The sequence below is a fragment of the Streptomyces sp. NPDC048420 genome (genome assembly GCF_040651535.1).
GTDB lineage: Bacteria > Actinomycetota > Actinomycetes > Streptomycetales > Streptomycetaceae > Streptomyces.
Genome location: NZ_JBEZKG010000010.1, coordinates 129,929 through 155,434, shown reverse-complemented (window position 1 = coordinate 155,434; position 25,506 = coordinate 129,929). Strand labels below are relative to the sequence as shown.

The window sequence follows — 25,506 nt, the reverse complement described above, 5'->3', positions numbered from 1 at the left end:
AACACGTCGTAGGGAAGAGGAAGACAAGAGATGAGCGAGCAGGACACCATTCACTGGTCCCGTGACGAGGACGGCGTCGTCGTACTGACCCTGGACGCCCCGGGCCAGTCGGCCAACACCATGAACGCCGCCTACGTCGCGTCCATGGGCCGGGCCGTCGACCGGCTGGAAACGGAGCGCGACACCATCACCGGAGTCGTGATCACCTCCGCCAAGAAGACCTTCTTCGCCGGCGGCGATCTGCACGACATCATGGCGGCGCGCCCCGAGGACGCGCAGTCGGTCCTCGACACCGCCACCCGGGTCAAGGACCAGCTGCGCAGGCTGGAACGGCTGGGCAGGCCCGTGGTCGCCGCCATCAACGGCAGCGCCCTCGGCGGCGGCCTGGAGATCGCCCTGGCCTGTCACCACCGTATTGCCGCGGACACCCCAGGCTGCCGGATCGGCCTGCCCGAAGTCACTCTCGGCCTGCTGCCCGGCGGTGGTGGCATCGTCCGTACGGTCCGCATGCTCGGCGTCCAGGAGGCGCTGCTCAAGGTGCTGCTCCAGGGGCAGAAGCACCGGCCGCAGGCGGCGGTGGCCATCGGCCTGGTGGACGAGGTCGTCGACACGGCCGCGGAACTCCTGCCCCGGGCCAAGGCGTGGCTCCGGGCGAACCCGGAGCCGGTGCAGCCCTGGGACACCAAGGGGCACCGCATCCCGGGCGGCACCCCGTCCACCCCCTCCTTCGCGGCTGTCCTGCCCGCCCTGCCCGCGAATCTGCGCAAGCAGCTCAAGGGCGCGCCCGTCCCCGCACCGCGGGCCATCCTGGCGGCGGCCGTCGAGGGCGCACAGGTGGACTTCGACACCGCACTGCGTATCGAGTCGCGCTACTTCATCGAGCTGGCGACCGGACAGACCGCCAAGAACATGATCCAGGCCTTCTTCTACGACCTTCAGCACATCCAGTCCGGCGGCTCCCGTCCCGAAGGCCACAAGAAGTCGGTCGCACACAAGGTCGGTGTCCTCGGCGCGGGCATGATGGGGGCGGGCATTGCCCACGTCTGCGCCCTGGCCGGACTGGAGGTCGTCCTCAAAGACGTGTCGGCCGAGGCCGCGGAGAAGGGCAGGGACCATTCGGCCGGGCTCCTCGCCAAGGCGGTACAGCGGGGCCGGATGACCCGGGCCGACGCCGACAGCGTCCTGGCAAGGATCACGGCCACCGCACTCCCCTCGGACCTGACCGGCTGCGACGTCGTCATCGAGGCGGTGTTCGAGAGTCAGGAGCTCAAGCACAAGGTGTTCGCCGAGATCGAGGAGATCGTGGCCCCCGACGCGCTGCTCGGCTCCAACACCTCCACCCTGCCGATCACCGGGCTGGCCGAAGGCGTCGAACGCCAGGCCGACTTCATCGGGCTGCACTTCTTCTCGCCGGTCGAGCGGATGCCGTTGCTGGAGATCATCCGGGGCGAGCGGACCAGCGACGCCACGCTGGCCCGTGCGATCGACCTCGCGGGCCAGATCGGCAAGACCCCGATCGTGGTCAACGACAGCCGGGGATTCTTCACCAGCCGGGTGATCGGGGCGTTCGTCAACGAGGCCGTGAGCATGGTGGGGGAGGGGCTGCCGCCCGCCTCCATCGAGCAGGCGGGCGCCCAGGCCGGGTATCCCGCGCCGCCTCTGCAACTGGTGGACGAACTCTCGTTGACCCTCTGGCTCAAGGTCCGGGAGGAGACGATCGAGGCCCTGGAGAAGGAGGGGCGGGACGCGCCCGTCTTCGGCGCGGACGAAGTCGTGCGCCGCATGGTGAGGGACTTCCACCGCGGAGGCAGGACAGCGGGGGCCGGCTTCTACGAATACGCCGAGGGCAGGCGCCTTCGGCTGTGGCCCGGCCTGGCGGAGCACTTCGGCTCCGGCCGGCACCGGATCCCCTTCGAGGACATGCGGGAACGGATGCTGTTCGCCGAGGCGTTGGAGGCTGCGCGGTGCTTCGACGAAGGAGTGATCCTCTCTGAAGCGGACGCCAACATCGGGTCTCTTCTGGGGATCGGTTTCCCGGCCTGGACCGGGGGCGTCGCGCAGTACGTCAAGGGCTACCCGGGAGGCGTGGCGGGCTTCGTGACGCGTGCCAGGGAACTGGCCGACCGCTACGGTGAGCGCTTCCTCCCGACGCCGTCCCTGGTGGCAAGGGCCGACGCGTCCGGCGACCGTGCGTGAAACGACAGCGGAACGGCTTGACTTGAGGCTGCCTGACCCGGCCGCCGTCCTTCGGTCGGCCGGACCGGCCGGAGCGAGGTCGTGAGCCGCGGCTACGTGCTCAGCGGGCGGAGGAGGACGGCGATCACCCGCGGGCGTCGGCGTCGAAGACCGATGCCCGCGGGGCGTCGATCACGTGGTGGAGGACCGCCGGATACGCGTGTGCCGCGTGCCGCCGGAGACGGTGCCGAGGGGCAGCCGACGGGTTCGGTGGTCTGCGGCCCGCCGTGAGGCCGTAGTCGAGGGCGTGACGGACGAGTGTGAGGTGTCGATCTCAGAGAACCCGCCGACCTCGCGGCTCAGCGCCTCCACCTCTGCCAGGGTGGTTGTCGACATGACGGCGCGAGCCAACTCCTTGCGTCCCAACGCCTCCAAGGCATGCTCGGCCCACTTGGCCACGCCTTCACTGCCGAGGACGCGGAACCGATCAGCTCAGTCCTGGAATGGCACCCCTCAGAGGCAACAGGCATGCTCGCGGCAGCCGCCCGAGGATCTTCGTGTGACAGTTCGTCATCGAGTCCGGGTCCTGCGGCCAACAGGCTTACCGTGGCGTTCACTTGGCCGCACGCTGCGAGTGTCAGCGAGTCGACGATCCTGAGCGAGCGGGGCGACCGTGACCAGTCGGCCGGGGTGACCAGGCGGTAATCGTCGTCGGCGATCCGCGCGGACGCCAGGTCGCGTCACTGCTCGTGCGGGTCGGGATCGTCGCCGTCGTACTCGACGACCAGGCGGGGCCCGCCGTGAACTCGCCGAGCTGACCGGCCGTTCGACGGGGCCGGTGACAACCTGACCGTCAAGCCGGTCAGCCGCCCCGAGGACGCCTCTGGCTTCGTCGTGCTGCCCCGCCGCTGGGTCGTCGAGGCCGCTCGCGTGGATGATGCACGCACACCGCCATGCCCGGGACTACGAACGGCTCGTCTGGGTCGTCATCACCCTCATGACCAGGCGTCTCGCACGGAAGAGGGCCACCCCCCCAGCTGGCCAAGGAAACCCACATCGGCCATGAGCGCCTGACAGGCGTGGTCACCGTTCTACGGTCAAGCGGACCCCCGCAGCCCGTGCTCCATCTGCTCTCTAGGCGGAGGCGGCAGCCACGAAGAACGGAATGGCGATGAGGAAGCGGTCGGCCTCGGCGCGTCGGTGCTGTTCGGCGAGCCACGCATCGGCCTGGTCACGGCCGACGGCACCGATCGTGCAGGCCGACTCGGCGAGCCCGGTGAGCAGCGGCAGCATCGCGGGATCGGTGAACACGTTGGTGTGCACCTCGACGGTGACGTCGTTGAAACCGCCGTCCAGGAGCAGGTTGCGGTACTGGCGGGCGGCGCGGGGCGTGCCCAGGAGGTCGGCGCGGGCGTGCACGATCGTGCGGGTGAGTGCCGCATCATCAGAGTCGACCATGATGGCGTCCCAGTCCTGCCCGACCAGGACGATCCTGCCGCCCGGGCAGAGGACGCGCCGCGCTTCCGCCACCGCGCGCCACGGCTCCTGAAGTGCGTGGAAGACCTTGTCGGCACGGTAGCCGCGCACACTCCCGTCGGCGAACGGCAGATCCTCCGCCCCCGCTTCCCGGAACTCGGCCGCCGGCCACCGTTTCCGGGCCTCGGCCAGCATCCACGGATCGGGATCCACGCCCGCCGCGTGGACGCCACGCTCGGCCAGTTCGGCGACGGCCCGCCCGGCACCGCAGCCGACGTCCACCACGGACGAGCCCGGGGCAAGAGACAGCAGTTCGTAGGAGCGGGCCCGCAGCAGTATGGCGCTCGGCATCTGGTCCATCGCGTCGAGGAGGGCCAGCATGGCCTCGGTGCGGCGGTGCTTTTCCACGAAAGGAGTCGTCACAGCCGTGGCCTCCTGCCTTTCCTTGTCCGTCATGGTTCGGTCAGCCCTTTGAGTTCTGGGTGGTCGGAAGGGGGGTAGGTCAGCTGTTCAGGAAGTCCAGGATGTGGTCGGCGACCGCCTTGGGCTGTTCGACATGCGGGAAGTGCCCCGCGCCGGGTATGACGATGCGTTCGAAGCCGTTCGTGAACAGGTCGGCCCATGCCGTCGCTCACCTCCACGGAAAAGCAGTTGTCGTCGGCCCCGTGGAGGTGCAGCGACGGGACGGTGATGGCGCCAGGCGTGCACTCAGTCTGTCCGGTGAGCCCAGGACAGTTGTGTACTGAACAGTCAGAAATCTAGGCGGTTCTGTACTGAGTTGTCAAGTGCGTCGGACGGTGGTGCCAGCGACCACGGCGACTACGGCGGGCGCGTTCGCGTGCCGGGGTCGGCCTTGACCGTGTCCTGCGCCGAGACCCCTCGCGAACAGGCAGGGAAGCCCATTGCCGTCAGCTCGGGCGGACCGTGTGGTCCTGCCCGGTCATGCAGCCCATCGCCTCAATCTCGACGTCGAACACGGGTGTGATGTCCAGCAGCAGGTCGGGGGTGAACCTCGCAGACCTGTGGCTGGCGCGGCTCGAACTGGAACTCCTGGGCGGTGACGAGCGGCCGGTGGCGCGGTGGTGGATGTGGGTCGGGGTGATCCTGCGCGTCAGTGGGGTGGTCGCCTGTGCCTGGTTGTGGTCCCGGGTACGGGGGCGTTCGCCACGTGGGGAGCAGGGTGTCGAGCTGACGCTCGCGCAGGATGGCGACGATCGGGCCGGTCGCCGACTCGTCGGCGCCCAGCGGGAGTACGTACTGCCGCCCGCATCCGTGGGGACGGCGCCCAGCTCTACGAGGGCACCGAGGCGGAGCCCTGGCACGACGTCCTGCAAACGCGGTCCGAGTTGGCGGAGCGGCGGCCGAAGTGCCAGTGTCTGCTTGCGGCGAGGCGTTCGGCGACTGACCGTGCAGTTCAGGCCCGCGACAGCGCGTATGCGGTGGAGCAACTCCACTGGATGCTGGCGCAGTTCTTCGGCCGGCCACCCGGACGACCGCCCGGCGGCGGGTAAGCCTGCGGGCTGTGTCTCCGTGGCGATCGGAGTGGGCCGGCCGCGTCAGATGTCTGTGCAACGAGGCGGCCGTGCCCTTGTCAGTGGTGGCGTGGGCGGGGCAGCAAGGCGAACGCGCTCTCCGCGATCGAGGTGAGGCGGTCGGGGCTGTGGCCGTATGCGCCTACGACGTCGCTGCCGCGGATGACGGTGAGCAGGAGGTAGGCGAGGTCGTCGGGGTCCGCGTCGGGGTCGATGTCGCCGTTGCGCTGCGCCGCTCGCACGCAGTCGGCCACGGCCGTCCGGACCACGGAGAAGCAGTCGTTGGCCAGGCGTCTGACCTCGGGGTCGGAGGTGCCGAGCTCCAGGGCCATTTTGGCGGCGAAGCAGGCTGCTGCCGCCCGGTCATCGGTGGGGGGTACGTCGGGGGTGAGTGGCACTCCGTGGACGGCGCGGAGCAGGTAGGCGTGCAGTCGTTCCAGGGCGCCCTCGTCCGGTCCGGCGAGGGCCTTCGGCGGACCCTGCTCCAGCCGGGTGAAGTAGCCGGTCATGGCCTGCATCAGCACGCCGTGTTTGTCGTCGAACGCGGCGTAGAGGCTGCCGCGGCCCAGGCCGGTGGCGGTGCTGATGTCGTCGACGCTGGTGCTGTTGTAGCCCGAGGTGCGGAACTGCCGCTCGGCGGCATGCAGGACGTGGTCGGGGTCGAAGCTTCGTGGCCGATGTGTTCGGCGGGTCTCGAATGGTGGTGCGGGGCGACATCGAAGAGGCGGCCTTCACCGCCCTGCCCGACGAGGTCGAGATACGGTACTCGACCGTGCCGATCGCGCTGGACCAGGACCTTGACGGGGTGGACGTCGAGATCCGCGACCTGACGACGGAGACGACGACCGTCGAACGGTTCGACCTGGTGGTCGGGGCGGACGGACTGCGCTCGACGGTGCGCCGGCTTGCGTTCGAGCCCGAGCAGAGCCCGATCCGTCGGCTGAACTACATGATCGCCGTGTACAGACTGCCCGAGCCGGTACCCGGCTACCGCCCACAGGACGGGCTGAGCATGACCGAGGCAGGCCGATCGGTGTGGGTGTTCCCGTTCGCCGACATTACGCCGTCGGTGCTGTTCTCGTACCGCACCGACGACGTGGACGCCGAGTTCACCCGGCCGGCCATCGACTCGCTGCGCGCCGCCTACGGCCCCGAGCCCACCGGCTCCACGCTCGGTTGGCTGCTCGACCAGTTCGAGAAGGCCCCGGACCACCTGTTCGACTCCGCCGAGCAGGTCCACCTCGACCACTGGCACCGCGGCCGAGTCGTGCTCGTCGGCGACGCCGCGTGGTCCCTGACCGTTTACTCCGCCATGGGGGCATCCACCGGCCTGGCCGGGGCGGACCTGCTCGGCACCATGCTGGAACGCCACCCGCACGACGTGCCACGAGCGCTGCAGGACTGGGAGGACCACCTGCGCCCGTTCATCGACCACCACCTCGGCAGCGCTGTGAGCCAGCGCAGTTTCTTCACCCCGGGCAACCGCGCCGAGTTGCTGCTTCGGTCCGTGATGATCCGCCTCGGCCGGCTGCCGATCGCCGGCCGGCTGCTCGCCAAGATGATGGCCAACAGGGCGCGGATGAAGAGTCTGGACATCGCCGCCGCTGCAGCGTGAGTGCCGTACGGTACGTCGGGCCCGCCGCGGACGCCGTGATCGCCCGCGAGTTCGTCGAATACGAGCGGGAGTCGCCTTTCGCAGACCGGCCCGCTCCCCCGGCGTCAGGTCCTGCTGGGTCGCACGATGCAGCAGGTGCCGCACTGGCTGCACGCGATCCCGGTCCTGCGGCGGGATCCGGCATGGCTGACCACCCCGCGACCGTCGGCCGAGACGACAAGTCGGGGTCGTGACCCGGTGGTGTGCACGCAGGAAGTGCCTTCCCCCCGCGAGACGACAGAAGCCTTGGACAAGCCCTGTCGTCCCAGGTCAGAAGGCACTTTCGCGGTGCCGCTCATGATCCGGACACGACCCCGGGTGAAACGCGCATGCCACGGCGTGTGCCCGTGGCCGTTGCCTCGCCGCCGGGCTCAGAACCCGGGGAAGACCCTGCGCAGGTCGTCGAGGGTGACGGTGTCGCCGGTGAGGGTCACGGAGGGCGGGGTGTGGGCGGGGGCGTGCCGGCCGGTGACGAGTCGCAGCCACCACTCGGCGGGGGCCGTCAGCACGGCGTCGGCGTTCTCGGGTTCGCCGGTGAGTGCGACCGTCTCGCCGACCGAGAGCCCGAAGGTGCGCTCGGGTGCGGTGGTGTGCACCGCGACGGCGACGGGGCGTTTCTCCAGGGCGTCCGCCTTGCCGAGGAAGCCCAGCATCATGCCGGCCTGGTCGAGGAGTGGCCCGGTCGCGGCGGACGCCAGGGTCGTCGACGGGTCGAAGGCTGCCTCGACGTCCCACGTGTGGTGGGTGAACTCACTGAGCCGGAGCCCCGCCGCGGTCGCGACGTCCACCGGCGCGGGCAGGAAGCCGAGGTCGATCCGGAGGTCGCGGCGGGCCCCCGCGTCGAGGCCCTCGTAGCGTTCGACCAGCGTCTGGTTGGCGGTGACGAAGCCTTCGGCGTGCTCGGCCGGGGTCATCGCGTCCCAGCGGGCCCACACCGACTTGTTGAAGTCGCCGTCGGGGGCACCCGTACCGTCCGTCGCGCCCTCCAGTGTGGCCAGGCCTATTTCGGCGCCGCTGCCCAGATGGCTGAGCACCTGGGAGACGTCCCACTCCGACGCGCCGGACGGGCGGGTGAGATCGGCCGCGGTGAGTCTGTGCACCACGGCGGCGAGGTGGTCGTGCCCGCTGCGCAGGGCGTCGATGATCCGGTCTGTGGCTTCGGTCATGTTCGTTTCCTCAATGAAGGCGATCTGATTCGGTGTTGTCGTCACATGGCTGCCGGTGTTACACGGCGGTCGGTGTCACAGGGCGGTCTGGAACGAGTGCTTGGAGAAGCCGACCGTGTGCCCCTCGACGGTGGTCCGCACCGGCCGGTCGGGGTGCGCGCCGGCGCCCAGGGTGATGAACAGCGGGATGTAGTGGTCGACGGTCGGATGGGCGTACGGCGCACCGGGCGCCCTCGTCCGGAACGCGGCGAGTTCGTCCACCACGCCGCGCGAGGGCGTCGGCGGCCCAGGCGTCGAAGTCGGCGGACCAGCCCGGGACTTGGCCTTCGAGCATCGTACGGGTGATGAGCGGCAGCCTGTGCGTCATAAGGCCGGAGCCGATCACCAGCACGCCCTCCTCGTCAACGGCCTCAGCCGCGCGCCGATGTCGAGGAGCCGGTCGGGATCCTGGGTGGGCATGCTGAGCTGTAGTACGGGATGTCGGCCAGCGGGTTCATGGACATCAGCGGCACCCAGGCCCCGTGGTCGAGTCCTCGGCCGGCGTGCTGGTGGACCGGTTCGCCGTCCGGCATGGTTCCGGCGAGAGGCTGCCGCGGTCCAGGTCGGTGGCGGCGCTGATGTCGTCGACGCTTGTGCCGTTGCAGTCCGGGAACTGCCGCTCGGCGGCATGGAGGACGTGGTCGCGGTCGAAGCTTCGAGGTCTCGCCATACAGCGAAGGTAAAGCCGCCTTGCCGTATTTGACAACTCAGTACAGAACCATCTAGGTTTCTGACTGTCCAGTCCACAACGGTCCTGGGCTCACCGGACAGGCTGCGTGCATGCCTGGCGCGATGGAGAGCAACCCATGCCTTTGAACTCATCCACGCCGCCCGGCGTGGCGACGCCTTCCAGGCCGGCAAGGCCCGGTCCGGTCCGGTCCTCGCCATCCTGGCGACGGCGAGTTTCATCGCCGTACTGGATCTGTACATCACGAACGTAGGGCTGTCCTACATCGGCCGTGGTGTCCACGAGTCCTCGCTGTCGAACCTGAGCTGGGTGCTCAGCGCGTACGCGATCACCTACGCCGCTTACTTGCTACTTGGTCCGGGCTTGCCGGACCAAGATGCCGCGAAGGCGGCTTGGAGGTTGAACTCATGACACGGATGACTCAGGCGGCCGACCGCGTCCGTCATCGGACGGTTCAGGCAGGCGGAGTGGAGGTTCCGATCCTTGAGGCCGGCAGCGGGCCGCTCGTCGTGTGCCTCCACGGGTTTCCCGACCATGCCGCCAGCTGGACAGGGATCCTTGAGCGCCTCGCGCAGGAAGGGTACTGGGCGGTCGCGCCCGCCCAGCGCGGATACTGGCCCGGCGGCGCGGCCCCCGACGGCTCCTACCGCATTACCTCGACCGGCCAGGACGTCCTGACCCTGATCGAAGCGCTCGGGCGTGAGCAGGCGGATCTCGTCGGCCACGACTTCGGAGCCGCGGCGGCGTACGCGGCAGCGACCCTCGACCCGAGGCGTGTCCGCAAGCTGGTCACCATGGCGGCCCCCCATGGCCGTCAAACGATGAACGCCTTGCTCACCGACGGTGACCAGCAGCGACGCAGCTGGTACATGTTCTTCTTCCAGACAGCCCTGGCGGAGGCGGCCATCGAGCTCGACAACTTCGCCTTCATCGACCGGCTCTGGCGGGAATGGTCGCCCGGCTATGAGCTGCCGGACGCGGAGCGCGCCGCGCTCAAGGAAACCCTGGGTGCTCCCGGAGTCCTGACCGAAATCCTGGGCTATTACCGCCAGTTGTTCACGCCGCCGCCCGCGGACCAGGCGGCCCAAGCCCTGGAAGCCCGGGCCTTCGGCGCCATCACCGTCCCGTCGCTCTACCTCCACGGGGCCGACGACAACTGCTTTTCCGTGGAGGTGAGCGACGGCATGGACGACCTGTTCACGAACGGCTTCGAACGCATCGTCATACCCGGCGCGGGGCACTTCCCGCATGTCGAACAGCCCGAGACGGTCGCCGACCACATCCTGGACTTTCTGAACAGCTGACCTATCCCCCTTCCGACCACCCAGAACTTGAAGGGTTGACCGAACCATGACGGACAAGGAAAGGCAGGAAGCCATGGTTGTGGCGACTGCTCCGTACGTGAGCGACGCACTGGCCGAGGGGACCGTCGACGCGGTGGTGATCGGCGGGGGTGCCGCGGGGCTGAACGGTGCACTGATCCTCGCCCGCTCCCGCCGCTCGGTCGTCGTGATCGACGGCGGTTCCCCGCGCAACGCGCCCGCGGAGGCCGTGCACGGCCTCCTCGCCCTGGACGGCACCCCGCCGTCCGAGATCCTTCGATTGGGCCGGGAGCAGGTGCGCCAGTACGGCGGACGCGTCGTGTTCGGCGAGGTGGTTTCGGCCGAGCCTGCCGCCCCGTCGGCGGACGGGGACCTGCGGTTTATCGTCACCCTGGCCGACGGCCGCAGCATCGCCGCTCGCCGCATCCTGGTGGCGACCGGTCTCACGGATGTGCTGCCGGAGGTGCCCGGGCTCGCCGAGCACTGGGGGGACAGTGTGGTGCACTGCCCGTACTGCCACGGCTGGGAGGTGCGCGATGAGCCCATCGGCGTCCTCGCCACCGGACCGGTCTCCATCGAGCACGCGTATCTGTTCCGTCAGCTGACCGAGGACCTGACCTACTTCACCCACGGCACCGACCTGGATGGGGACAGCCGCGCCCGCTTCGCCGCCCGTGGCATCCGCGTCGTCGACACCCCGGTCGCCGAGGTCGTCAACGGCGAGGACGGTGCCCTGGCCGGGGTGCGCCTGGCCGACGGCCAGGTCGTGGCCCGCCGCGTCGTCGCGGTCGCCGCGCAGTTGCAGGCCCGCACTCAGGGCCTGGAAGGTCTGGGCCTGCCGGTGCAGGACCTGCCGAAGGGCCGCGGTTTCGCCTCCGGCCCGGCCGGCGCCACCGAGGTGCCGGGTGTGTGGGTGGCCGGCAACGCCACCGATCTGGTCGCCCAGGTCGGGGCCTCCGCAGCGGCCGGCGTACTGGCCGGCGCCGACATCAACAGGATGCTGGCCATCGCGGACACCGACGCCGCCCTCCAGGAGATCGCCGAGGCAAGCCCCACAGCGGCCACTCGATGATCTCGAAGCCCTGAGATCTTAGGGCTTCACCCGCTCGCCTCACCTTCACCGGTGAGGAAACCGATCCGTTTTCCCGTCTGGAAACTGATCAGTTTCTAGACGGTTCTCAATCGTGCCCACATCCTCGGCTTCCTGAACGGCCGACCCACCCACCCCCCCACCCCCCCCACCAGATGGAGGACACAACAATGACGGACCGCAATCCCATTCTGATCACCGGCGCCGGCGGCCAAATCGGTGGCGTGAGCAGGCTGATGGTCGACATGCTGCTCGAACAGGGCCACCCGGTGCGCGCGTTCGTGCGACGGGACGACGAACGCGCGCAGTCGCTGCGCGAGGCCGGGGCCGAGGTCTTCGTCGGCGACCTGCTCAAATTCGCGGACGTGGCCGCCGCGCTGAAGGGTGTCAAGCGCATCTACTTCAGCATGAGCCTGTCGCCGTACTACGCCGATGCCCTCACCCTGATGGCCGCGGCGGCGCGAGACCAGGGCGACATCGAGGCCTTCGTGCACATGTCCGACTACGAGCAGGTGTACATGACGCTCGAGAAGATGACCACACCGGATGAGGAGCGGCGTTCCTGGCTCGGCGGACTGGCCACGGACTGGTCACCGCAGCAGCGGGCGCACTGGGTCTGCGAGCAGGTGCTGGACTGGTCCGGCCTCCCGACCGTCAACGTACGGGCGACCCTGTTCGTCGAGAACGCCATGATCACCTGGATGCAACAGGGCCCGCTGAGCAACGGTGAACTGCGCCTGCCCTTCGGCAACCAGCGGCTCGCGCCCATCGCCGCTCACGACGTGGCAGAGGTGTGCGTGAAGGTGCTGGTCGACCCCGCGCCGCACATCTCGAAGTCCTACGAGCTCACCGGTCCGGAGCTGAAGGACATGCATGGGTTCGCTGAGGACTACGCAGCCGCGCTGGGACGCCAGGTCACCTACATCCCCGAGGAATTGGAGGCCTGGCACGAGGCCTTCGTGGACGAGACCTTCCTGCGGGAAACCCTGGGCGACTCTGCGGCCCAGCACGTGGCGGAGCACATGAAGACCCTGACCAGGCTGGTCGCCGGCGGGCGGTACGACGTCGTCACCGACCAACTGGAAACCCTGCTCGGGCGCCCGCCGCGGACCATGCGGTGGGCGCTGCAGAACAATGCTCACATGCGCGAGCTGGCGGTTGCCCCGAACCACTGAGCGCTCAGCGGTTGCCCCGAACCACTGAGTGCTCCGGAGCAGGACACGAGGTGGGGCGGGGCCCGCGTGAGGCAGCGGCCGCCGGGGCGTGATACGGGGGCTTCGGCTCGGCGTGACAAAATGGGAGGCCGTTCGTCCGTCCCTTCGATGCTGCGAGGTTCTCCGTGAGCAAGCCCGTGGGCCGCGAGCCGCTGCGCCGCAATTCGCGGTCCAACCGGGCGCGCATCCTGGCCACGGCCCGTGAGGAGCTGGGGCGGAACCCCGATGTCACGCTGGAGGAGCTGGCGCGGGCCGCCGGGGTCGTCCGGCGCACCCTCTACGGGCACTTCCCGGGGCGGGCGGCGCTGCTGGAGGCGCTCGCCGAGGAAGCCGCCGAGACGTTTCGGAACGCGGTGGAGGCCGGGCCGGAGCCGGGGGAGTCGGCCGAGCGGGCGTTGGCGTGGTTCGTACTCCGGATGTGGCGCGTGGGCGACCGCTACCGCATGCTGGTGGCGCTCACCCGGCGCGACCTCGGCGCCGAGCGCTTCGCCGAGGTGCTCGCGCCCGCCCGGGAGGCCGTCACCGGGATCCTGGAGCGCGGGCAGCGGGACGGCGTCTTCCACTCCCATCTGCCGCCGCCCGTGCAGAGCGCAGGCCTGATGGCGTTGATCGTGGCTCTGGTGGAGTCCGTCAACACCGGCGCGCTGGAGGACGACGGGCACCGGATCGCCACGGCCACCCTCATCGCGGCCGGCGTACCGGAGGATCGGGCGAGCGCGGTGGTCGATGAGGTTGCGTCGGCGATGCCTACGGCTCTTCCGGCCCACGGCACCTGATTTCTCTCCGGCCGCCCCGTTCGCCGAGGTGTCCCGGGCGTCGTCGCGGCGGAAGGTGCCCGACTTGCCGGAGAAGTGGGCGGTGAGGCCCTGCTCCGTGGTGTGACCGAGCGCAGTCGGAGGCCGTCGTAGATGTTCCGCGGCGCGATCGGCTCGGCGAAGACCTGACCGAGCAACGTCTCACCGGCCTCGGGCCGGGCGACGCGGCCCGCGACCTTGAAGTCCTTGAAGATGACGCGGTGGCCGGAGGCCGCCGAGACGGTCTCGTCGCGGTGACCTCGAAGCCGAGGGTGGTCAGGACGAGGGCGCGGATCCGGTCGGAACCGTAGCCCCGGGTCAGTTCCAGGCCCAGAGCGTCGGACAGGTCCGCGTACGACAGGAAGACGGTCGCCTACGCCGAGCGTGCCCCGGCCTCGCTGTCGTCGTCCGATTTCGTCAACCCGTCCATCCGCAGGGCGAGTTCGCTCACCGGCAGCCGGCGGTCGGAGTCGTCGGCGGGTTCGTGCGAGTACGAGTACGGAAACTCGCACTCCTGGTCATAGGCGCGCTCTGGGCGGGGGCGGTAGCTCGGCCCTCCTCCAAAGGGTTTCAGGGGAAAGGGAGTTGGGGGCGGACATGTGTGACTGGGAGTGGAGTACGGCCACGGGTTTCAGACGGGACTCGGGGGCGACCCGGACTTCCGTACCTGATCGACCTTCGCGGCGGCGGTGTCCGGGGCGACTCCGGCGGCGATGAGGGTGGCGGTGGCGGCGCCGGTGCCGGTGCCGTCGTCGGACCACAGGCCGCAGTCGGCGCAGTCGAGCAGGGCCAGCAGTTGGGCCTCGATGGCTCGGCCGAGCGGGTTGGGCGGGACGGTGGTCTGGAAGACGCCCTGTCGGCGGCCGTGGGCTAAGACCCTGGCGGCCATGGAGCGGGCGGGGGTCAGCAGTTCGTCGACGCGTGCGCGTGCGAGGTCATGGCCGCGGGCCAGCCGGATGAGGGCGCGGTAGCGGTCGCCGACGGGCCACACCATGAGGACGAATCGCGCCAGGTCCGCGACGGCGTCGGGGGTCGGGGCCGGGGCGCCCGCGACGGCGCGCCGGATCGCCTCCGCGGCCTCGGCGGCCAGGCCCTCGACGAGCGCGGCCCGGCAGGCGAAGTGGACGTACACAGTGCGCCGGGCCACACCGGCGGCACCGGCGATGTCCTCCAGGCTGCTGTCGGGGTCGCGGGTCAGTTCCCGCCGAGCCGCGTCGAGGATCCGGGCACGGGTGGCCCGCGCGTCCCGACGCTGTGCCGGAGGGGGCGTTGTCTCGTGGGGCCGGGCCGGAGACCGTCTCGGCCTCGTCGTCGGTGTTCGTGCTGGTCGGCTGGTCACGTCGGTACCTCGAGGGCGGGTGGGAGGAGAGAGCCATCGCGATAGTTGCACATCAAGGGGCAATAAACTAGTGTGCACATCGATGGGCAATTAAGTGCTTCCGCTCATCCGCCCGTCCCTCTCAGGAGCTACCGATGCCCTTCCTTGCAAACACCCCCGTGGAGAAAATGACCGGGCCGTACGCGCGGCGCTGGTGGGCGCTGCTCGTGCTGTGCCTGAGCCTGCTGATCACGGTGATGGCGAACACGTCGCTGATCGTCGCCGCCCCCGACATGACCACCGACCTGGGCCTGAGCAGCAGTGATCTGCAGTGGGTCGTCGACAGCTACACCGTTCCGTACGCGGCGCTGATGCTGGTGCTGGGCGCGATCGGCGACAAGTACAGCCGGCGCGGCGCGCTGGTGCTGGGTCTGCTGCTCTTCGCCGCCGGTTCGGTGATGGGGAGCATGGTCGACGAGACCTCGCTGGTCATCGTGGCCCGCGCGATCATGGGTGTCGGTGCCGCGGTCGTGATGCCGGCCACCCTGTCCCTGGTGGTCGCGACCTTCCCCCGCAGCGAGCGGACCAAGGCCATCACCGCCTGGGCCGCGACCTCCGGCCTTGCGGTCGCCGTCGGCCCGCTGGTCTCCGGCTGGCTGCTCGAGGACCACGCCTGGGGCTCGACTTTCCTGATCAACGTGCCGATCGCCCTCCTCGGCGTGTTCGGCGCGCTCGCCCTGGTACCGCCGTCCAAGGCGCAGGGCATGGGCCGGATCGACTACGTCGGTGGTCTGCTGTCGATCGTCACGGTCGGCTCCCTGATCTACGCCGCCATCGAGGGCCCGCACTCCGGCTGGGGCGTCGGCCCCGTCACCGCCGCCGTGGTCGCCGGTGCCGGTCTGGCCGTCTTCGTCGCCTGGGAGCTGCGGCACCCGCAGCCGATGCTGAACGTCCGAAAGTTCGCGCTGCGTCCCTTCAGCGGCTCGATGCTCGCGGTGATGTTCTTCTTCTTCGGCATGTTCGCCGTGATCTACTACGTGACGCAGTTCCTGCAGTTCGTTCTCGGCTACGGCTCCCTGGACACGGGCGTACGGCTGCTGCCGCTGGCCGGTGCGGTCTTCCTCGGGTCCGCGCTGACCGGGGTGCTCACCCCGAAGCTGGGCGTGAAGCCGATGGTGGTGACCGGCCTGGCCATCGGCACGGCGGGCATGTTCCTGCTCACCCAGATCGACAAGGGCTCGACGTACGGGGACCTCCTGGCACCGATGATGATGCTGGGCCTCGCGCTCGGACTGGCCATCTCCCCGGCGACCGACACGATCATGGGCTCCTTCCCCGAGTCCGAGCTGGGCGTCGCCGGCGGTGTCAACGACACCGCGCTGGAGCTGGGCGGGGCGCTGGGCATCGCGGTGCTGGGCTCGCTGCTGGGCACGGCCTACCGCGACGAGCTGACCGACCTGGTGGGCAACCGGCTCCCGGCGGAGGCGATGGAGACCGCCAAGGACTCCGTCGGCGCCGGCCTGGCCGTCGCACAGCGGGTCGGGCAGGATCCCTCCGCCGGACCCCAGCAGGCCCAGGCCGCCGTGGACGCCGTCCACGAGGCCTTCGCCCACGGAGTCGCCCAGACCAGCCTCATCGGCGGGATCATCATGGCCGCCGGAACACTGATCGTCCTCGCCATCATGCCGGGCCGGCGCGGCTTCGCGAAGCACAACGCCGAGCCGGGAGCCGGGACGACGGCGAACGAGACGGCGACTGTGCGGGAGCACACCGGGTCCACCCGCTAGACCGCCGGCGGGACGTCCACTGGATCACCGGGGACGCGCCCGCCGGCTCGCCTGGCACCGCCTCCGCCGGATCGCCCGCCGGGTGCGTCGGGCAGGAGCCCGGCGGCGCAAGACGCGCAGGGCGTGGTCCACGGTCCACAGCCACGCGGATCCTCTGCCGGAACACCTCACCGTCCTTGGCCTCCGGGCCGCCCCGGGGCTCTCCTCCGGGGCGGCCCGGAGGCCAAGGGTCGTGAGGTGACAGCGGCGGTCGCCGCAGACGCCGCCCTGCGACGACGGTCATGCTCGATGCGACCGTCGTGAACATCGCGCTGCCCGAGGCGCCAGCGTATGCACCTCACGACTCGCTCACGTCCAGGCACGGCAGGAGACACGGTGCGGGATGCCGTGCGTGGTCCTCTGGTCGCCGATCGTCCCAAAGACGGACGCCGGCTCCGCTACGGCTACTTCACCCACGGGACCATGCATTGTTTGAGGTCTGCGATGTGGTGCTCTGGATGCACCATCGCACCGATCATCAACAGAGAAGCTGCACTTGGACCCTGAAGTCCGTCGGTTGCACACGCGGAAGCTCGCTGCCTGAAGACAGATGACCCCCTGCTCCCAGCGAAAACACCCCGTGACCTGCGGTGTACCAAGGTGCCAACTACCGATGCTGGTCACATGAAAATCACTGTCCGATTGTCGTAACGCAGTGATAGAGATCCAGGGTGACAACGACACTCGAGTTCCCCGCTCTGCTGCGCCTGATCGACGAACGGTCGACTGCCTTCCGTGCCGCGGTCGCCTCCGCGCCCAGCCTTGATGTACAAGTGCCGACCTGTCCCGAGTGGACGCTGTTCGATCTGGCGCAGCACATCGGTGAGGGGCGCCGCGACTGGGCCGTCACCGTGGCCGCAGGCCCTGCTCCGGCCAAGTCCGCAGCGGAGGGCGCCCCGGCTGCGCCTCGGGAACGCGAGGCCCTGCTGGCCTGGTTGGCGGAGTCCACGGAGCAACTGCTGGACGCGTTGCGCGAGGCCGGCCCGGATCGCGGTTGCTGGACGTGGTGGGGGGAGTCGCAGTCGCCGCCGACCTCCGGTGCCGTGGCTCGGCACCAGCTCCAGCAGATGGCGGTGCACACGTACGACGCCCAGATCACCGTAGGTGCCCCGCAGCCGCTGCCGGACGAGGTGGCGCTCGACGGTGTCGACGAGTTCCTGTCCACCTGCGTCGCAACGACAAGTGCCTGGCCGCACAAGCCCGCTGCGATCGACTTCCACGCCTCCGAGGGCCGCTCCTGGCGCCTCTCGCTCTCCGCCGACGGCGCACGGACCGTCCGCCTCCCCGGGCCCGGCACCATGCCGGCCACAACTGCCGGCCAGGACACGGACGCGGCCACCCTCTCCATTTGGGGCACGGCCGGCGAGCTGGTCTTCATCCTGTATGACCGTATCCCGTTCACCTCCTTGCGGCTCGACGGCGACCCACGTCCCTTCGAGCAGCTCAGCGCCTGGGACCCGGATGAGTAGGACGTGAGCGTGTGTCGGTTCGGCGGGGGTATTCGCTTCGCACTGCACCCGTCGGGCCGGCTCCCGGCCAATCGGAGGAGAGGTAGCGCATGTCCGCGTCCCTCGTGGAAACGGTCGATATCGAGGCTCCCGTCACTGTCGCCTGGGCCCTGTGGAGCGATGTGACCCGGTGGCCGTCCTTCCTGAGCCATGTGCGTCTGGTGGAGCAGCTGGACGAGCGCCGCTTCGCCTGGCAGCTTCAACTGCCCGGCGCCGACAAGAACTTCGTCGCCGAGCTCACCGAGGTCATCCCGGAGGACCGCATCGCGTGGCACACCGTGGAGGGGGTGCATCACGCAGGGGTGGTCACCTTCCACCGGCTCGGCGACACCACGAGCCGGGTGACCCTGCAGATCGAGTACGACCCGAAGGGGTTCGTCGAGCACCTCGGCGCGCTGACCAACCTGGACTCGACCCTGGCCAACTACGACCTCGGCGAGTTCCAGAAGCTGGCCGAGGCGGCGGCGTCCTGAGCCGGCACCGACCTGGTTTTTGAACGCGTTCAGTTTCGGACGTACGCTGCTGCCGTGAGCGACAGAGCCGCCCAACTAAGGGGCATCCGCGCATGGCTGGTCTTCTTCGTCGTCTGCCTGGTGCTCAGCGGTGCCACGGCCTTCCCCCTGGTCCACGAACTGCGCTGGACCGAGGACCTGTTGCGGCACCTGCCCACGCCGGACGCCCTCATGGACTGGATCGTGCGCGTCCGGCGCGGGCTCGACACCGCCGACTCCGACTACCCCTTCCTCCTCTACGGCACGGACTGGCTGGCGTTCGCGCACCTGGTCATCGCGGTCGCCTTCTACGGCCCCTACCGCGACCCGGTCCGCAACATCTGGGTCGTCGAGTTCGGGATGATCGCCTGCGCCGGGATCATTCCGCTCGCGCTGATCTGCGGCCCGATCCGGGGCATCCCCTTCTGGTGGAGCGTGATCGACATGGCGTTCGGGGTGCTCGGGGTCGTCCCGCTGTACGTCGTACGGAAGAAGATCAAGCGGCTGGAGGCGCTCACCCCGCCGAACCCCCGAGCGCTGCCCGCTACTTGAGCGCGGCCGTGATGACACGGACCACGACCGGGTTCGCGTCCGCGCTCTTCGCGTCCGTGGAGTTGACCGAGTAGACGAGGGTGCGGCTCAGGTCGCGGGTGGCGGCGATCGCCGAGTTGTAGCCGTACCGGCCACCGGACTTGACCCAGTAGACCTTCCCGTCGGACTCGAAGCGCTGGAGGCCGCCCGCGCTGTAGCTCGCGCCGGTGATGCCGGACGGGACCGAGAACACCTCCCTCATCAGCGACCGCGGGACGATCCGGCCCCGGAACAGGGCGGTGAGCAGGCGCTCCAGGTCCGCGGTGGTGGAGATCATGTCCCCGGCCGCGAACCGGTCCGCCTGGTTCCACTCCGTGACGTCCAGGAACTCCGTCGTCCCGTCGGCCCGCCGCACCGCCTGGTAGCCCCGGTTGTGCGGGCCGCGGATGCGCGGGTCCGTGCCCGGGAAGTACGTGTCCCGCATCCCGGCCGGCGCGAGCACCAGCCGGGCGGCCTCGGAGGCGTACGGCCGCCCGGTCACCTTCTCGATCAGCAGGCCGAGGAACGTGTAGCTGATGTTGGCGTAGTCCTGCTGCCTGCCCGGACAGAACTTCGGCTCCTTCGCGCCCGCCGACGCGGCGACCCTCTGCGGGGTGAGCGTGTCGAAGCGGTGGGCGTACACCTCCTCGAAGGTGGTACCGAGGCCGTCGCCCGCCGGGATGCCGCTGGTGTGGTTCAGCAGCTGCCGGATGCTGATCGGCCGGAACTGCCTGCCGAGGAGGCCGGGCAGGTGGTGCTGGACGGGCGTGTCCAGGTCGAGGCGCCCCGCCGCGGCCAGCCGCAGTACGGTCGCCGCCGTCACCACCTTCGTCGTCGAACCGGCCCGGAAGCGCGCGTGCGGGTCGGCGGGCCGGCCGCTCTCCAGGTCGTGCACGCCCGAACTGCCCCGCCACCTGCCGTCGGAGCCGCCGACGCGGACCAGGGCCGCGGTGGCGTCCGCGTCGGGGAGCCCCGCGAGCGCCGCGCGCAGCGCCTCGGCGTCCGGCCCGCAGGTGCCGCTCGCGGTCGCCGACGAGGTCGGCAGTCCGGCGGTCAGGGGCACGGCGAGGGCGCCGGCGAGGATGCTTCTGCGACGTAGGTCACGCATGGGTCGGCTCCTGGGGATGTGGGATCTGTGTGATCATCCTGCGGGGCCGTCGAGGTGGCGGGATCGTCGCCGAGAAGGGTCCGGACCCTGGTGGAACCCTGATCAACTCTCGCCTGCGATAAGGGAGTTGTCGGGGAAAACCCCCTAGGGGAGAAAAAGTGTTATCGCGGAGCCCTTCACTCCGTCTCCACGTACGAACAGGCACGAAGGGGCAGCGGCAAGGGACACCGGCCGGAAAGGACGACGTGGACACGCGGCAGTGGCGCGACACCATCGCGGCGGCGCAGGACGGCGACCGCCGGGCGCTGGACGAACTCGTCGAGGGCTGGCTGCCGCTGGTGTACAACATCGTCGGCCGGGCCCTGAACGGCCACGCCGACGTCGACGACGTCGTCCAGGAGACCATGCTGCGGGCCGTCGGCAACCTCGGCAGCCTGCGTGACCCGGACAGCTTCCGGTCCTGGCTGGTCGCCATCGCCATGCGCCAGATCCGCGACCGGGCCCGCCGCCGGACCTCCGCGCCGTTGGACGAGTCGGCCGCGCGCGAGGCCTCCGACTTCGCCGAACTCACCGTATTGCGGCTCCAGTTGGAGGGGCAGCGGCGCGAGGTCGCGGAGGCGGTGCGCTGGCTCGACGACGAGGACCGGCAACTGCTCTCCCTGTGGTGGCTGGAGGTCGCGGGTGAGCTCACCCGGCGGGAACTGGCCGCCGCCGTGGGCATCAGCCGGCAACATGCCGCCGTACGTGTGCAGCGGATGAAGGAGCGCCTGGAGACCTCCCGGGGCATCGTCCGCGCCCTCGACGGCGCCTGCCCCGACCTGCGTGAACTCACCGGACGCTGGGACGGCCGTCCCGACTCGGTCTGGCGCAAGCGGCTCGCCCGGCACATCCGCGGCTGCGGCTACTGCGGCGACACCCGCGAGTCCGTCGTACCGGCGGAGCGGCTCCTCGTCGGGATCGCGCTGGTGCCCGTCCCGGTGGGCTTCACCTTGTCGCTGGCCCTGGGGAGCAAGACGGCCGCGGCGGCCACGGTCGCCTCCGTGAGCTGGTCCGCCAAGCTGATGGGCGCCCTCACCCAGCCCGTCGTCGCGGCCACCGCGGGTGCGACGATCGTCGCGGGCGGGGCGTACGTCGTCACCCAGGCCCCGGACGCCCCGGCGCCGCGCGTGACGGTCTCGCCCACGGCGGCGAGCACCCATCGCGCGCCGTCCGTCGCGGCCACCCCGCCGGCCTCGCCGTCGCCGTCCCCTTCGCCCTCGGTCACACCCACGAAGAGCGCCCTCTACGGCAGTGTCGTCGACGCCGTCGACCGGGCACCGGACCCCGACACCCCGCCCGGCGCCCTGCCCCACCGGCCCGAGACCGGCATCACCAGCACCGGGGGCGCGCACGCCGTCCTGAACCATCGCGGGGACGCCGTCACGCTCACCGGCAAGGGCTATGTCCTCGTCCGCTGGCAGATCTCGCCGCAGTACCGGGCCGGCAGCCTGGTCCCGCCGTCCTGGACCGGCCTCAAGGGCAGGCTCTTCCACGTGGCCTCGGGCGGCGGCCGCCGCATGGACGACCCCGTCAGCGCCACGGACAGCACCGCGACCGGCATGGGCGACTCCACCGTCGGCTACGCGGTCCTGCCCGCCGGCACCCAGCAGATGTGGCAGAACGAGTACTTCTACGTCGACGGCAGCGTCACCCTCACCGTCAACGAACGCGGCGCCGACTACGGCCTCGGCGTCTTCCCCTCCACCTGGGACGCGGCCGAGAAGGACATCACCACCGGCCCCGACCAGGGCGCGAAGCGCTACGGCCTGGTCCGCGACACCGGTGGGGACGACACCCCCGTACCGCAGTACGCCACGCGCTCGACGCCCGCCGACCCGGCGACCGTCCCTCAGGAGTCCCGGGTGGCGGCGCCGTAGCGCTTCGTCCCGTCGACGGGCTCGGGGAGGCGCTCCGGGGGAGGTGCCGATCGACTCGGTGGCCGCCCCGTCGCGGTGCCGCTGCGACGAGCATGCCCTGACCGTCGTACGACGGCTCGTCCGTTATCTGGGCCGTGAGCCGCTGAGCGCGGGCGGCCTCGGGGCTCCGACCTCCTGAGGGCTAACTCCCGTTCGCGCGTGCCCGCAGCGCGCAGAGCACGTCCACCCGGTTCGTCGTGATCGAGTCGACGCCCATGGCGGCCAGGCGGCGCATGGAGCGGCGGGTGTCGGGGGTCCAGACGGAGACCAGGTAGCCGTCGGTGTGGATGCGGTCGGCGAGGTCCCGGTCGACCAGGCCGAAACGGTAGTTGAGCCAGCGGGGCTTCACCGCGTCCAGGAGAGCGGGGCGCGGGGGTGCGAGGGACGTCCAGGTGAGGGCGATCTCCGCGGCGGGGTCGGCCGCGCGTACGGCGAGCATGGCGGTGGCGTCGGCGCAGTAGTACACGCGGTCCTGCGCGCCGTGCTCGCGGACGACGTCGACCACGCGGCGGGCGACCCGTACCTCTCTCGTGCCGGGCAGGTCGAGCATCAGGCGGCTGCCGTCGGTGGCCTGGAGGGCCTCCGCCAGGGTCGGCACCTGGCCGTCCGTCAGCCCCCGCACCTCGTCCGACGACAGGGACAGCAACGGCCGGTCGTGCTCCCACAGGCGCTTCAGCGTGTCGTCGTGGAGCAGGACCGGCACGCCGTCCCTGGTGAGCCGTACGTCGACCTCCACCGCGTCCGCGCCCCGGTCGAGCGCGGCACGCAGGGAGCCGATCGTGTTCTCACGGACGCGGTAGGGGTCGCCGCGGTGTGCCACGGCCGTCAGCTTCTGCATGCGCCCATTGTGGTGGGGCGGCGGGGGCGCGGGCAGGTGCGGGGTTCGCTCAGGGGGCGAGCCAGGTGGTCGTGCAGGCGTCGATCTCGTCCTTGATCCTCGCCTTGCCGGGTTCGTCCAGGAAGGACGCGTCCACCGCGTTCTTCGCGAGGTCCGCCAGACCCCGCTCGTCGAGGTTCAGGAGCCTCGCCGCCACCGCGTACTCGGTGTTGAGGTCCGTGCCGAACATCGGGGGGTCGTCGGAGTTGACCGTGACGATGACGCCCGCCTGCACGAACTCCTTGATCGGGTGCTCGTCGAGGAGGCGGACGGCCCGGGTGGCGATGTTGGAGGTGGGGCACACCTCCAGCGGAATGCGGTGCTCCGCGAGGTGGGCGAGGAGCTTGGGGTCCTGGGCGGAGCTGGTGCCGTGGCCGATGCGTTCGGCGCGGAGGTGGGTGAGGGCGTCCCACACCGTCTCCGGGCCGGTCGTCTCGCCGGCGTGCGGGACCGAGTGGAGGCCGGCGGCGATCGCCCTGTCGAAGTACGGCTTGAACTGGGGGCGGGGGACGCCGATCTCGGGGCCGCCGAGGCCGAAGCTCACAAGGCCCGCCGGGCGGAGGCGGTCGTCGGTGGCGAGCCTCGTCGTCTCCTCCGCGGCCTCCAGGCCGGCCTCGCCGGGGATGTCGAAGCACCAGCGCAGCACGGTTCCGAACTCGGACTCGGCCGCCTTGCGGGCGTCCTCGATCGCGTCCATGAACGCGCGCTCGTCGATACCGCGGCGGGTCGAGGAGAACGGGGTGATGGTGAGCTCCGCGTAGCGGACCTGCTGGCGGGCGAGGTCCCTGGCGACCTCGTAGGTCAGCAGGCGTACGTCCTCGGGGGTGCGGATCAGGTCCACGACACTGAGGTACACGTCGATGAAGTGGGCGAAGTCCGTGAACGTGAAGTAGTCGACGAGCGCTTCGGGGTCGGTGGGGACCTTGGAGTCGGGGTGGCGGGCGGCCAGTTCGGAGACGATCCGGGGGGAGGCGGAGCCGACGTGGTGGACGTGGAGTTCGGCCTTGGGCAGCTCGGCGATGAAGGCGTGCAGATGGTGCTGGTGGTCGGGTGTCGTCGTCATGGGGGTCTCCCCTTGCTGGGCGCCTGGCACGGTGGTGGTTTCGGCGCGGTGATCGGCTGATCGATGCGGAACATGGTAGGTGGGGATGCCTGCGGCGCAGCTGCGGGTTCGGTGGGGGCGGGCGTTGTGCGCAGTTCCCCGCGCCCCTGGATGCCCGCGGGTGCGTTGGGGGTCGGCGACTGAAGCTCCCCAGGGGCGCGGGGAACTGCGCGGCCAGCCCCCGCTCACCCGCACCCGCCCGACCACCCGACCCGGGACCCCCTTGGGCGGCCGACGTCCCCGCGAGCGCAGGCCTTAGCATTGCGGAGTCGAACGACCTAGGGGGACGTGAGCATGACGGATGACGCAGTACAGCGAAGTGGGGATGCCGGGGCCGGCCGGGGCCCGTGGGCGCCGCCGGAGAGCGGGCCTTCGCTGGAGAAGAGCGCGTCGCCTGGTTCCGGTCAGCCGCAGACACCGCCGCCGCCCGGCGTGCACGACCAGGTCACCATGACATCCGCACCCAGCGACGGTTACGGCTTCCCGCCCCCGGCCACCCCGAGCCCCGCCCCCGGTTACGGCTACCCCGCACCGCAGCAGGGCACCTCCGTGCCGCCCCCGCCGATGGCACCCGAGGGCCCCGGCGCCCCCGCCGGATACGGCTACCCCGGCTACCCGCAGGGGTACGGCGGCTGGCCCGCCCCGCCGATGGCCCCGCAGAACGGCATGGGCACCGCGGCAATGGTCCTGGGCATCATCTCCTGCGTCATGTTCTGCCTGTACGGCGTGCTCTCGCTGGTGCTCGGCATCATCGCCATCGTCCTCGGCGTCAAGGGACGCAAGAAGGCCGAGCGGGGCGAGGCCACCAACCACGGTCAGGCGCAGGCCGGTTTCATCATGGGCATCATCGGGACGATCCTCGGCCTCGCCGTCATCGTCTTCATGGCCTTCGTCATCGTGGCCGCCATCAACTCCGACGACGAGTCCGACTACTACGACGGCTCCCTGCCCGCCGTCCAGGTGGCTCAGCAGTACTGATCAGGCGTCTCTGAGCCGCTCGCGCGCCTCCATCAGCGCGAACCCCAGCAGGTTCGGGCCCCGCCACCGCGCGGGATCACCCGCCGCCTCGTCGTACGCGGCGAGGCCGATGCCCCACACCCGGTCGACCGGGCTGGCCTCCACCAGCACCCGGTCGCCGGTGTTCAGCAGGAAATGCCGCAGGTCGTCGTGGGCCGCGAACTTGTGGACGCTGCCCTCGACGACGATCCCGAAGCGCTCGCGCTGCCAGATCTGCTCGTCGAAGCCGCGGACCAGGCGGCCCACCTTCTTGGCCTGAGCCGGAGATCCGGCCGCCAGGATCCGGCGTTCGGCCTCCGGATCTTCGAAAAGCCGCGCCTTGCCCGCCATCATCCAGTGCTCCGCGGTCGCATAGGTCACCCCGTCCACCACGAACGGTGACGGCCACCACTGGCTCAGACAGCTCGCGCCGACTCGGCCGTCCGGACGCGGCCGGTGCCCCCAGAAGTGCAGATACTTGATCTTCGCGCCTGCCCGGGCCTGCCTGACCAGGGCGTCCTGTGAATCGATCTTCCCCGTGATCTTCCCCATGCACGCGAGTCTGGCAGGTACCACTGACACTCCGTCCTTCCTTTTCGGGGGCG

23 protein-coding genes and 3 pseudogenes are annotated in these 25,506 nt (G+C 70.3%); 14 read left to right on the top strand and 12 right to left on the bottom strand.

The window, feature by feature from the left end; genetic code table 11:
• Positions 1-30 precede the first annotated feature (30 nt).
• Together AB0D34_RS19950 and AB0D34_RS19945 are read left to right on the top strand one after the other, a co-directional pair.
• A complete protein-coding gene (locus AB0D34_RS19950; protein ID WP_362663120.1) occupies positions 31-2,196 on the top strand; it encodes a 3-hydroxyacyl-CoA dehydrogenase NAD-binding domain-containing protein in 2,166 nt (721 codons plus the stop codon).
• An 822-nt stretch (positions 2,197-3,018) separates the two neighbouring features.
• Positions 3,019-3,241: pseudogene (locus AB0D34_RS19945) on the top strand (IS5/IS1182 family transposase); the annotation flags it as partial.
• A gap of 68 nt (positions 3,242-3,309) precedes the next feature.
• On the opposite strand, the gene AB0D34_RS19940 reads toward AB0D34_RS19945, so the two are convergent.
• The 3 genes and pseudogenes from AB0D34_RS19940 to AB0D34_RS19930 all read right to left on the bottom strand — a co-directional run.
• Positions 3,310-4,032, bottom strand: coding sequence for a methyltransferase domain-containing protein (locus AB0D34_RS19940; RefSeq protein ID WP_362663508.1), 723 nt, complete (start codon positions 4,030-4,032; stop codon positions 3,310-3,312).
• Between the two features lie 1,210 nt (positions 4,033-5,242).
• Positions 5,243-5,707 carry a TetR/AcrR family transcriptional regulator gene (locus AB0D34_RS19935; protein ID WP_362663119.1) on the bottom strand — a complete coding sequence of 155 codons (465 nt, stop codon included), beginning with the start codon at positions 5,705-5,707 and terminating at the stop codon, positions 5,243-5,245.
• Positions 5,708-5,713: 6 nt separating this feature from the next.
• Positions 5,714-5,830 (bottom strand): annotated as a pseudogene (locus tag AB0D34_RS19930) (helix-turn-helix domain-containing protein); the annotation flags it as partial.
• 23 nt (positions 5,831-5,853) lie between these two features.
• Between AB0D34_RS19930 and AB0D34_RS19925 the strand changes: the two are divergent.
• The gene (locus tag AB0D34_RS19925; protein WP_362663117.1) at positions 5,854-6,798 is read left to right on the top strand and encodes an FAD-dependent monooxygenase; all 945 of its coding nucleotides are present in this window, start codon (positions 5,854-5,856) and stop codon (positions 6,796-6,798) included.
• A gap of 410 nt (positions 6,799-7,208) precedes the next feature.
• Here AB0D34_RS19925 and AB0D34_RS19920 read toward each other — a convergent pair whose 3' ends face one another.
• The 4 genes from AB0D34_RS19920 to AB0D34_RS19905 form a co-directional block, all read right to left on the bottom strand.
• Positions 7,209-8,003 (bottom strand): maleylpyruvate isomerase family mycothiol-dependent enzyme, encoded by a 795-nt coding sequence (locus AB0D34_RS19920; protein WP_362663116.1) that lies wholly within the window; start codon positions 8,001-8,003, stop codon positions 7,209-7,211.
• A 75-nt stretch (positions 8,004-8,078) separates the two neighbouring features.
• Positions 8,079-8,267 carry a hypothetical protein gene (locus AB0D34_RS19915; RefSeq protein WP_362663114.1) on the bottom strand — a complete coding sequence of 63 codons (189 nt, stop codon included), beginning with the start codon at positions 8,265-8,267 and terminating at the stop codon, positions 8,079-8,081.
• 238 nt (positions 8,268-8,505) lie between these two features.
• Entirely contained in the window at positions 8,506-8,712 is a 207-nt protein-coding gene (locus tag AB0D34_RS19910) for a hypothetical protein (protein WP_362663112.1), read from the bottom strand.
• Between the two features lie 90 nt (positions 8,713-8,802).
• Positions 8,803-9,012 (bottom strand): hypothetical protein, encoded by a 210-nt coding sequence (locus AB0D34_RS19905; RefSeq protein ID WP_362663110.1) that lies wholly within the window; start codon positions 9,010-9,012, stop codon positions 8,803-8,805.
• 125 nt (positions 9,013-9,137) lie between these two features.
• On the opposite strand from AB0D34_RS19905, the gene AB0D34_RS19900 reads away from it, so the two are divergent.
• From AB0D34_RS19900 to AB0D34_RS19885, 4 genes are all read left to right on the top strand, one after another.
• Entirely contained in the window at positions 9,138-10,034 is an 897-nt protein-coding gene (locus AB0D34_RS19900; protein ID WP_362663108.1) for an alpha/beta hydrolase, read from the top strand.
• Between the two features lie 73 nt (positions 10,035-10,107).
• Positions 10,108-11,124, top strand: coding sequence for an NAD(P)/FAD-dependent oxidoreductase (locus AB0D34_RS19895; RefSeq protein WP_362663506.1), 1,017 nt, complete (start codon positions 10,108-10,110; stop codon positions 11,122-11,124).
• 188 nt (positions 11,125-11,312) lie between these two features.
• Complete coding sequence (locus AB0D34_RS19890) at positions 11,313-12,317, top strand: NAD(P)H-binding protein (RefSeq protein WP_362663106.1); 1,005 nt, start codon at positions 11,313-11,315, stop codon at positions 12,315-12,317.
• Between the two features lie 164 nt (positions 12,318-12,481).
• Complete coding sequence (locus AB0D34_RS19885; RefSeq protein WP_362663104.1) at positions 12,482-13,132, top strand: TetR/AcrR family transcriptional regulator; 651 nt, start codon at positions 12,482-12,484, stop codon at positions 13,130-13,132.
• A 649-nt stretch (positions 13,133-13,781) separates the two neighbouring features.
• Here the strand turns inward: AB0D34_RS19885 and AB0D34_RS19880 are convergent.
• Positions 13,782-14,489, bottom strand: coding sequence for a helix-turn-helix domain-containing protein (locus AB0D34_RS19880; RefSeq protein WP_362663102.1), 708 nt, complete (start codon positions 14,487-14,489; stop codon positions 13,782-13,784).
• Between the two features lie 134 nt (positions 14,490-14,623).
• On the opposite strand from AB0D34_RS19880, the gene AB0D34_RS19875 reads away from it, so the two are divergent.
• The 4 genes from AB0D34_RS19875 (at position 14,624) to AB0D34_RS19860 (ending at position 18,845) form a co-directional block, all read left to right on the top strand.
• The gene (locus tag AB0D34_RS19875) at positions 14,624-16,255 is read left to right on the top strand and encodes an MFS transporter (RefSeq protein WP_362663100.1); all 1,632 of its coding nucleotides are present in this window, start codon (positions 14,624-14,626) and stop codon (positions 16,253-16,255) included.
• Between the two features lie 710 nt (positions 16,256-16,965).
• Complete coding sequence (locus AB0D34_RS19870) at positions 16,966-17,763, top strand: maleylpyruvate isomerase family mycothiol-dependent enzyme (protein WP_362663099.1); 798 nt, start codon at positions 16,966-16,968, stop codon at positions 17,761-17,763.
• Between the two features lie 89 nt (positions 17,764-17,852).
• The gene (locus AB0D34_RS19865) at positions 17,853-18,275 is read left to right on the top strand and encodes an SRPBCC family protein (protein WP_362663097.1); all 423 of its coding nucleotides are present in this window, start codon (positions 17,853-17,855) and stop codon (positions 18,273-18,275) included.
• A gap of 54 nt (positions 18,276-18,329) precedes the next feature.
• Entirely contained in the window at positions 18,330-18,845 is a 516-nt protein-coding gene (locus tag AB0D34_RS19860) for a hypothetical protein (protein WP_362663095.1), read from the top strand.
• Here the strand turns inward: AB0D34_RS19860 and AB0D34_RS19855 are convergent.
• A complete protein-coding gene (locus AB0D34_RS19855) occupies positions 18,838-19,971 on the bottom strand; it encodes a serine hydrolase domain-containing protein (protein WP_362663093.1) in 1,134 nt (377 codons plus the stop codon). The genes AB0D34_RS19860 and AB0D34_RS19855 overlap by 8 nt on opposite strands.
• A 245-nt stretch (positions 19,972-20,216) precedes the next feature.
• On the opposite strand from AB0D34_RS19855, the gene AB0D34_RS19850 reads away from it, so the two are divergent.
• Both AB0D34_RS19850 and AB0D34_RS19845 read left to right on the top strand, forming a co-directional pair.
• Positions 20,217-21,887 carry a sigma-70 family RNA polymerase sigma factor gene (locus AB0D34_RS19850; RefSeq protein WP_362663091.1) on the top strand — a complete coding sequence of 557 codons (1,671 nt, stop codon included), beginning with the start codon at positions 20,217-20,219 and terminating at the stop codon, positions 21,885-21,887.
• A 43-nt stretch (positions 21,888-21,930) separates the two neighbouring features.
• Positions 21,931-22,065, top strand: a complete 135-nt coding sequence (locus tag AB0D34_RS19845; RefSeq protein WP_362663090.1) for a hypothetical protein — start codon at positions 21,931-21,933, stop codon at positions 22,063-22,065.
• Between the two features lie 3 nt (positions 22,066-22,068).
• Here AB0D34_RS19845 and AB0D34_RS19840 read toward each other — a convergent pair whose 3' ends face one another.
• A complete protein-coding gene (locus AB0D34_RS19840; protein ID WP_362663089.1) occupies positions 22,069-22,764 on the bottom strand; it encodes a glycerophosphodiester phosphodiesterase in 696 nt (231 codons plus the stop codon).
• 49 nt (positions 22,765-22,813) lie between these two features.
• Positions 22,814-23,940 (bottom strand): annotated as a pseudogene (locus AB0D34_RS19835) (adenosine deaminase).
• A gap of 415 nt (positions 23,941-24,355) precedes the next feature.
• On the opposite strand from AB0D34_RS19835, the gene AB0D34_RS19830 reads away from it, so the two are divergent.
• Positions 24,356-24,883, top strand: coding sequence for a DUF4190 domain-containing protein (locus AB0D34_RS19830; protein ID WP_362663088.1), 528 nt, complete (start codon positions 24,356-24,358; stop codon positions 24,881-24,883).
• On the opposite strand, the gene AB0D34_RS19825 is transcribed toward AB0D34_RS19830, so the two are convergent.
• Positions 24,884-25,453, bottom strand: a complete 570-nt coding sequence (locus tag AB0D34_RS19825; RefSeq protein WP_362663087.1) for an NADAR family protein — start codon at positions 25,451-25,453, stop codon at positions 24,884-24,886.
• Between the last annotated feature and the right edge of the window lie 53 nt (positions 25,454-25,506).

Coding starts and splice junctions, on each gene's coding strand:
- AB0D34_RS19855 (WP_362663093.1), bottom strand. CDS start 19,971: ATGCGTGACCTACGTCGCAGAAGCATCCTCGCCGGCGCCCTCGCCGTG.
- AB0D34_RS19940 (WP_362663508.1), bottom strand. CDS start 4,032: ATGCTGGCCCTCCTCGACGCGATGGACCAGATGCCGAGCGCCATACTG.
- AB0D34_RS19840 (WP_362663089.1), bottom strand. CDS start 22,764: ATGCAGAAGCTGACGGCCGTGGCACACCGCGGCGACCCCTACCGCGTC.
- AB0D34_RS19890 (WP_362663106.1), top strand. CDS start 11,313: ATGACGGACCGCAATCCCATTCTGATCACCGGCGCCGGCGGCCAAATC.
- AB0D34_RS19910 (WP_362663112.1), bottom strand. CDS start 8,712: ATGGCGAGACCTCGAAGCTTCGACCGCGACCACGTCCTCCATGCCGCC.
- AB0D34_RS19830 (WP_362663088.1), top strand. CDS start 24,356: ATGACATCCGCACCCAGCGACGGTTACGGCTTCCCGCCCCCGGCCACC.
- AB0D34_RS19825 (WP_362663087.1), bottom strand. CDS start 25,453: ATGGGGAAGATCACGGGGAAGATCGATTCACAGGACGCCCTGGTCAGG.
- AB0D34_RS19920 (WP_362663116.1), bottom strand. CDS start 8,003: ATGACCGAAGCCACAGACCGGATCATCGACGCCCTGCGCAGCGGGCAC.
- AB0D34_RS19875 (WP_362663100.1), top strand. CDS start 14,624: ATGCCCTTCCTTGCAAACACCCCCGTGGAGAAAATGACCGGGCCGTAC.
- AB0D34_RS19895 (WP_362663506.1), top strand. CDS start 10,108: ATGGTTGTGGCGACTGCTCCGTACGTGAGCGACGCACTGGCCGAGGGG.
- AB0D34_RS19900 (WP_362663108.1), top strand. CDS start 9,138: ATGACACGGATGACTCAGGCGGCCGACCGCGTCCGTCATCGGACGGTT.
- AB0D34_RS19865 (WP_362663097.1), top strand. CDS start 17,853: ATGTCCGCGTCCCTCGTGGAAACGGTCGATATCGAGGCTCCCGTCACT.
- AB0D34_RS19950 (WP_362663120.1), top strand. CDS start 31: ATGAGCGAGCAGGACACCATTCACTGGTCCCGTGACGAGGACGGCGTC.